Genomic DNA, 7,102 nt, shown 5'->3' with positions numbered 1-7,102 from the left:
CGAACAGCAGTAAGGGAACTATGTGAAGCGAAGCAGTCCGCTGTCACCGCTGTTGCTGGGGGCCTTCGGGCTCCTGGCCCTGAACTTCAACACGGCTGCCCAGGCAGCCGACGACATCGACCCACAACTGCGCCAGATCGGGCCTTCACTGCTACGTGATGCGCCCGACGCGGTGCCCGCCCGCCCACCTATCGGCATGGCCCCCGTCAGCAATGGCGACCGCCTCGGGCTGACCGAAGCGGTGCTGCAAGCCGCGCAATGGCACCCCAGCATCGCCGAGGCCATCGGCAACCTCTACAAGCAAGGCGAAGGCATCAACGTTGCCCGCGCCGGTTACTACCCGCAGATTTCCGGCGGTATCCGCACGGGCTATGACACTGGCTACGGCGGCGACCGTAACAGCCAGGCGCTCAACCTGTCGCTCAAGCAGATGCTCTACGACTTCGGCAAGGTCGACAGCGCCGTCAGCGCTGCCCAGGCCGCCGCCGCCCGCGCCCAGGCCAATATCCTTCTGGTGGTCGACGAACTGGCCCGCGACACCGCCTATGCCTGGGTCGAGACCCGCCGCTACGAGCAACTGATCACGATTGCCCGCGACCAGATCCGCGGGGTCGGCGACATCGCCGGCATGGCCCGCCAGCGCAGCGACATGGGCGCCAGCACCCGCTCCGACGTGGTGCAGGCCGAATCCCGGGTAGAGAGCGCCCGCGCCACCCTGGAGGAATACCAATCACAGTACGAACGCTGGCGCTCGACCCTGGCGTCATTGCTCGGCCGGGTCACCCCGCCCATGCTCGCCGAAGAGTCGCCCCCTGAGCTGAACCAGGCCTGCAAGCGCCCGGGGCAAGGTGATGACCGCCTGCCCGCCGTGTTAATGGCCTTGGCCCAGCGCGCCCAAGGCCAGGCCGAACTGGCCCAAGCCAAGGCCGAGGCCTACCCGACCCTGTCGCTGCAGCCGCAGGTCAACCACTACCTGGACAACGACTACAACCGCGACAACTCACGCATGGACCGCACCCAAGCGGGCATCTACCTGAACGTCGAGGTGCCCATCTACCAAGGCGGCGCCATCAGCGCCCGCACCCGCGCTGCGGGCCATTCGCTGACAGCCGCCGACTCGGCCGAAGATGCTGCACGCCTACAGGCACGCCGTGGCCTGGCCGAGGCCATGGCGCAGACCTCGGGGCTGGGCCGTCGGCTGAGCTCACTCGAAGCCCGCCAGGTCAGCATTCAGGAGGCGCGCATGCTTTATGGCCGGCAGTACCTGGACCTTGGCACCCGGCCCCTGCTCGACCTGCTCAACGCCGAGCAGGAAATCTACCAGTCTCGTTTCGAACTCGCCGGCACCCGCTCCGACTTGCTGCGCCTGGATGTCGACTGCCTTTACAACACCGGCGCCCTGCGCACGGCCTTTGGCCTAGAGGGGCGTAACCTGCAAGGTGTGGAGATCCAGCCATGAACGAAACCGTCAATGTGACCCTGCCGAGCCAGGCCCCGGAGCAAACGGCCAACGCTCGCCCCGACCTGGGGCCTTGGCTTGAGGTCATGCTTCAGGTCGCGCACCACTATCGCCTGGACGTCTCGCCCCAGCGCATTCGCCTGGCGGCCGTCGAAGATGCTCGCCCGCTGGATGAGATTCTCCGCCACATGGCACGCCAGGCCGGCCTGGCGCTGCGCTTCGTGCGCTTCGATGCCAAAGGCCTGCGGCAGTGGCGCACGCCGCTGGTGCTGGAACTCGACGATGGCCAGTTGGCAGTGGTCGAATCGGTGACCGAAGAAGACGACCTGGCGGTGGTCTTCGCAGGCGATCAGGGCCTGACTTCGCGCCTGCCCCGCGACACGCTCAAGGGGCGCATCACCCGGGTCGCCCTGCTGCGCCCGGCGCGGCCGTTGCGTGATGTGCGCACCGACGACTACACCGCCCCCTACGACCGCCACTGGTTCGCGCGTATCGTCCTGCGCGACCTGCGGCCCTATGGGCAGGTGATGGTCGCCTCGCTGGTGGCCAACGTGTTGGCCCTGGCCGGGGTGCTGTTTTCCATGCAGGTCTACGACCGGGTGATCCCCGCCGAATCCCTGCCGACGCTGTACGTGCTGTTTGGTGGCGTGGTGCTGGCGCTGGTGTTCGACTTCAGCATGCGCCTGCTGCGCCTGAAGGTCACCGACCTGCTGGGCAAACGCGCCGACTTGCGTGTCTCTGACCTGGTCTATGGCCATGCGCTGCGCTTGCGCAACTCGGTACGGCCCAAGTCCACTGGCTCGTTCATCTCGCAGTTGCGCGAGCTGGAGTCAATCCGCGACCTGATCACCTCGAGCACCGCCACCGCCCTGGCCGACCTGCCGTTCTTCCTGCTGTTCCTGTTCGTGTTCTGGCTTATCGGCGGTGTGCTGGTGTTCATCCCGTTGGTGGCGTTGCTGGCCATGGTGCTGCCCGGGCTGCTGGCGCAACGGCGCCTGGCACGCCTGGCCAATGCCTCGATGCGTGAGTCGGCGCTGCGTAACGCCATGCTGGTGGAAAGCATCCAGGGCCTGGACGAGATCAAGGCGCTGCAAGCCGAGGCCCGTTTCGAGCGGCAATGGAACCAGTACAACGCCGCCTGCGCCCACACCAACCTGCGCCTGCGTACCTTGACCAATGGCTTGGTGACCTGGACGCAGAACGTGCAGGGCGCGGTGTTCGCCGTGGTCATCGTCATCGGCGCACCGATGGTGATCGCCGGCGACCTCACCACCGGCAGCCTGGTGGCGGCGTCGATGCTGTCGTCGCGCATGATGGCGCCGCTGGCACAGCTGACCCATGTACTCACCCGCTGGCAACAGGCCAAGGTGGCCCTGCAGGGCTTGGACAAGTTGATGCAGTCACCGGTCGACCACCCTGAAAACGAAGCCCGCGTGCACCTGCCAGCCATCCGCGGCGAGTACCAGCTACGCCAGGCCAACTTCCGCTACAGCGCGGAGGCGCCTCCCGTCCTCACCATCGGCCAGCTGGACATCCAGCCGGGTGAACGCATCGCCGTGCTCGGCCGCAACGGTGCCGGCAAATCTACCTTGCTGCAGGCCCTGGGCGGCGCCATGGACCTGGTCCAGGGCGAAATCAACCTGGACGGCATCGCCCTGGCCCATCTCGACCCCGCCGACCTACGCCGCGATGTCGGCTTGCTGCCCCAATACTCACGGCTGTTTCACGGCACCCTGCGGGAAAACCTCACCCTGGGTGCCGGCCAGGCCAGTGACCAGGAGTTGGTCGCGGCGCTGGCCGCCACCGGCGCCCTGGAGTTCGTCCGCAGGCTACCCAAAGGTATGGACCATCTGATTCTGGAAGGCGGTGTCGGGTTGTCCGGCGGCCAACGCCAGGCCTTGGTGCTGTCGCGCCTGCTGGTGCGCCAGCCGCAGGTGCTGTTGCTGGACGAGCCGACCGCGTCCCTCGACGACATGAACGAACGCAAGTTGCTGGATAACCTCGACCGCTTCTGCCAGGGCCGCACCCTGGTAATCGCCACCCACCGCCTGAGCGTGCTGCAGCGGGTCGACCGGATTATCGTGCTGGATGGCGGCCGCATCGTCATCGACGACAACCGCGATGCCGCGTTGGCCAAACTGCAAGGAGCCCAGGCATGAGCAACCATGAACTCCCGGCGTCCTACCTGGACGGGCAGGACGACCAGGCGGTATTCCGCGCCGGCCGAATCATCACCATCTGTGCGCTGATGCTGGCAGCGTTCCTGGCCTGGGCGGCCTGGTTCGAAGTCACTGAAGTTTCCACCGGCACCGGCAAGGTGATCCCCAGTTCGCGCGAGCAGGTGATCCAGTCGTTCGAGGGTGGCATCGTCGCCCAGATGAGCGTGGCCGAAGGTGACCTGGTCGACCGCGGGCAGGTGCTGGCTCAGCTCGACCCGACCAAGACCGCCTCCAGTGTGGGCGAGAGTGAAGCCAAGTACCGCGCGGCCAAGGCCAGCCAGGCCCGCTTGCGTGCAGAGGTCACCGGCAAGCCGCTGGTGTTCCCCGACAGCCTGCGCGACTCCCCCGACCTGGTCGACGCCGAAACCGCGCTGTACCAGACCCGCCGCCGCGGCCTGGAGCAGACCCTGGCCGGTATCGACGATTCGCTGCAGCTGGTGCGCAGCGAACTGAAGATCACCGAGAACCTGGCGAAGATGGGCGCTTCAAGCCGCGTCGAGGTGATCCGCCTGAACCGACAGCGCTCGGAACTCGAGCTCAAGGCCAACGAAGCGCGCTCCGATTACCTGGTACGGGCCCGCGAAGAGCTGGCCAAGGCCAGCGCCGAGGCCGACAGCCTGTCCGAAGTGATCCGCGGGCGCAGCGACTCGCTGACCCGCCTGACCCTGCGCTCGCCGGTGCGCGGTATCGTCAAGGACATCGAGGTCAATACCTTGGGGGGTGTGGTCCAGCCCGGTGGGCAAGTGATGAAGATCGTGCCGATGGATGAGCGCCTGCTGATCGAAACCCGCATCGCGCCCCGAGACATCGCATTCATCCACCCCGACCAGGCCGCCAAGGTGAAGATCAGTGCCTATGACTACTCGGTGTATGGCGGGCTGGAGGGCAAGGTGGTCGGTATCTCGCCGGACACCCTGCAGGACGAGGTGAAGCCGGAGATCTACTACTACCGGGTGTTCATCCGCACCGAGCAGGACAGCCTGCAGAACAAGGCCGGCAAACACTTTGCGATCGTGCCCGGGATGATCGCCACAGTGGATATCCGCACGGGTGAAAAGACCATTCTGGATTACCTGATCAAGCCGCTGAACCGGGCCAGGGAAGCCCTGCGCGAACGCTGATGACCCGGTTATCCGATGCCCTGTAGGAGCAGCCTTGTGCTGCGAAGAGGCCGGTGACAGCAACGCATAACTGCTGGGTATACACCGGCCTCTTCGCAGCACAAGGCTGCTCCTACACGGATTCGGCTGACAGGCTAAAGAGCCGGCTCGGCGGGCCGATATCCTTCTATCCTCTATTCCCACGAAGGTCACCATGGCCACGCAAAAAGCCCGCGCGGATTCGCTGTCCCTGCTGCTGTTCACCCTGCGCAGCGGCAAGCTGATGGCAATCAACCTGCTCAAGGTCAGCGAGATCATCCCCTGCCCTTCACTGACCAAGCTGCCCGAATCGCACCCCCACGTGAAAGGCGTGGCCACCTTGCGCGGCAATTCGTTGTCGGTCATCGACCTGTCCCGTGCCATCGGTGAGCGCCCGCTGGCGGACCCTGAAGGTGGCTGCCTGATCGTCACCGAAATCAGCCGCTCGCGCCAAGGCCTGCATGTGCAGGCCGTGAGCCGCATCGTCCACTGCCTGAGCACCGACATCAAACCGCCGCCCTTCGGCTCGGGCAACCGCTCGTTCATCACCGGCGTGACCCGGGTCGACAACGCGCTGGTGCAGGTGCTGGACATCGAAAAGGTCATTCACGCCATCGCCCCGCCCGCCGCCGAGCCACAGCACGGTGCACTGAGCGAAGAAGACGCAAGCCTGCTGGCCGCCGCCAACATCCTGGTGGTGGACGACAGCCAGGTTGCCTTGCAGCAGTCGGTGCACACCCTGCGCAACCTCGGCATCGAATGCCACACCGCGCGCAGCGCCAAGGATGCGATCAACGTGTTGCTGGACTTGCAGGGCACCGAGCAGGCGATCAACATCATCGTCTCCGACATCGAGATGTCCGAGATGGACGGCTATGCCTTCACCCGCACGCTGCGCGAGACGCCGGACTTCCAACACCTGTATGTGTTGCTGCACACCTCGCTCGACAGTGCCATGAGCAGCGAAAAAGCCAGGCTCGCGGGGGCCAATGCCATCCTCACCAAGTTTTCCTCGCCCGAGCTGACCGATTGCCTGGTGGTGGCGGCGCGGACGGTGGTGTTTGCCGAGCATTGATACATCAAGCGACAAACTCCCCGGCTTGCCGTCGGGGGTGAGTCGGGCATAATTCGCTCCCCTCGGAAGATTTTTGCCGGAATCGCGTATGAAGTTTTTCAGCTCCCTCCTTGTCGCCTGCGCGCTCTTCAGCGGTGTCGCCCAGGCCTCCAGCAGCCAGGCCTGGAACGAGCAGCGCCAGCAGATGCTCAAGGCGTGCCTTGCCGCCAGCCAGTTCAAGGACGCTCACGCGCGTGGCAAGCCCGCCGAATTCGACGACCAGGTCGGCATGAGCGCCCTGCTGATCGAAGGCGTCTACCCGCAAAAACACATGCAGCAGCGCACCGGCACCGAACTGTGCCTGTACGACCGCCAGCACCAGCGCGCGTTCGTCAGCGAATGGAGCCCGGAAGCCAAGTGACCGACAGCGTGCAATTCGCCTGCACCGGCTGCGGCAAGTGCTGCACTGGCCACCATGTGCCCTTGACCCTCGACGAAGCCCGCCAGTGGGCGGCCTCCGCTGGCCAGGTGGTGGTGCTGATCGAGGCGTTCGTGGTCGACGGCCCGGGCATGCCGGTCGAGCAGCGCGAGCATGTGCTGCGCCGCTCCCACCCGGTGGCCTGCGGCGACACTGAGGCCCGCGTTTCGGTAACGTTCGCGGCGTTCAACCCGGGGCGCTGCCGCAACCTCGACGATAACGACCTGTGCACCATCTATGACCAGCGCCCGCTGGTCTGCCGTATCTACCCGGTCGAGATCAACCCGCATATCCCGCTGCGGCCCGAGAACAAGGACTGCCCGCCCGAGGCTTGGCAACAGGGCCCTGAGCTGATTCACGGCACGCAACTGGCCGACCCGCAGTTGGCGGCGCTGGTGCAGGCATCGCGCCAGGCAGACCGAGATGACATCGCGGCGAAGGTTGCCGTGTGCCAGGCGTTGGGCATGACCACGAGTGCGCTGAAAGGTAACGGGTTTACCGCTTATCTGCCGGAGATGGGCGCGTTTGCCGCAGCGCTGGCGCAGGTGCCGGCGGACAACAGTGCGCGGTGGACGCTGCATGTGCAGGATGACGAGCTGACAGCCCGTTTGCAGGGCCATGGCTTGCAGACCACTTGCGAAGCACCGGTTTATTACGCCTTTATTGGTTTTTAGGTAGCCCATACCGGCCCCTTCGCGGGTAAACCCGCTCCCACAGGAGTTGCACCAGCCGCAAGATTGGCGCAATACCTGT

Annotated in this window: 6 protein-coding genes; all 6 read left to right on the top strand. The window is 65.5% G+C overall.

The features are described 5' to 3' along the window. Positions 1-22: 22 nt before the first annotated feature. The 6 genes from OO306_RS21840 (at position 23) to OO306_RS21815 (ending at position 7,023) form a co-directional block, all read left to right on the top strand. Complete coding sequence (locus OO306_RS21840; protein ID WP_099452941.1) at positions 23-1,459, top strand: TolC family outer membrane protein; 1,437 nt, start codon at positions 23-25, stop codon at positions 1,457-1,459. Next, entirely contained in the window at positions 1,456-3,618 is a 2,163-nt protein-coding gene (locus tag OO306_RS21835) for a type I secretion system permease/ATPase (protein WP_265969897.1), read from the top strand. Before OO306_RS21840 ends, OO306_RS21835 begins: the two co-directional genes overlap by 4 nt. Further along, entirely contained in the window at positions 3,615-4,799 is a 1,185-nt protein-coding gene (locus OO306_RS21830; RefSeq protein ID WP_027595497.1) for an HlyD family type I secretion periplasmic adaptor subunit, read from the top strand. Before OO306_RS21835 ends, OO306_RS21830 begins: the two co-directional genes overlap by 4 nt. Before the next feature lie 193 nt (positions 4,800-4,992). Beyond that, positions 4,993-5,892: a chemotaxis protein gene (locus OO306_RS21825; protein ID WP_099428348.1), complete on the top strand. Its 900-nt coding sequence runs from the start codon at positions 4,993-4,995 to the stop codon at positions 5,890-5,892. An 88-nt stretch (positions 5,893-5,980) separates the two neighbouring features. Continuing rightward, a complete protein-coding gene (locus tag OO306_RS21820; protein WP_027595495.1) occupies positions 5,981-6,292 on the top strand; it encodes a hypothetical protein in 312 nt (103 codons plus the stop codon). Beyond that, positions 6,289-7,023 carry a YkgJ family cysteine cluster protein gene (locus OO306_RS21815; protein WP_265969896.1) on the top strand — a complete coding sequence of 245 codons (735 nt, stop codon included), beginning with the start codon at positions 6,289-6,291 and terminating at the stop codon, positions 7,021-7,023. The genes OO306_RS21820 and OO306_RS21815 overlap by 4 nt, the downstream gene beginning before the upstream one ends. Positions 7,024-7,102: the final 79 nt, after the last annotated feature.

Origin of the sequence: Pseudomonas sp. DCB_AW (assembly GCF_026240895.1) — a bacterium.
Taxonomy (GTDB): Bacteria; Pseudomonadota; Gammaproteobacteria; order Pseudomonadales; family Pseudomonadaceae; genus Aquipseudomonas; species Aquipseudomonas kermanshahensis.
The sequence above is the reverse complement of the archived record's forward strand: the minus strand, read 5'-3'. Positions and strand labels throughout refer to the sequence as shown.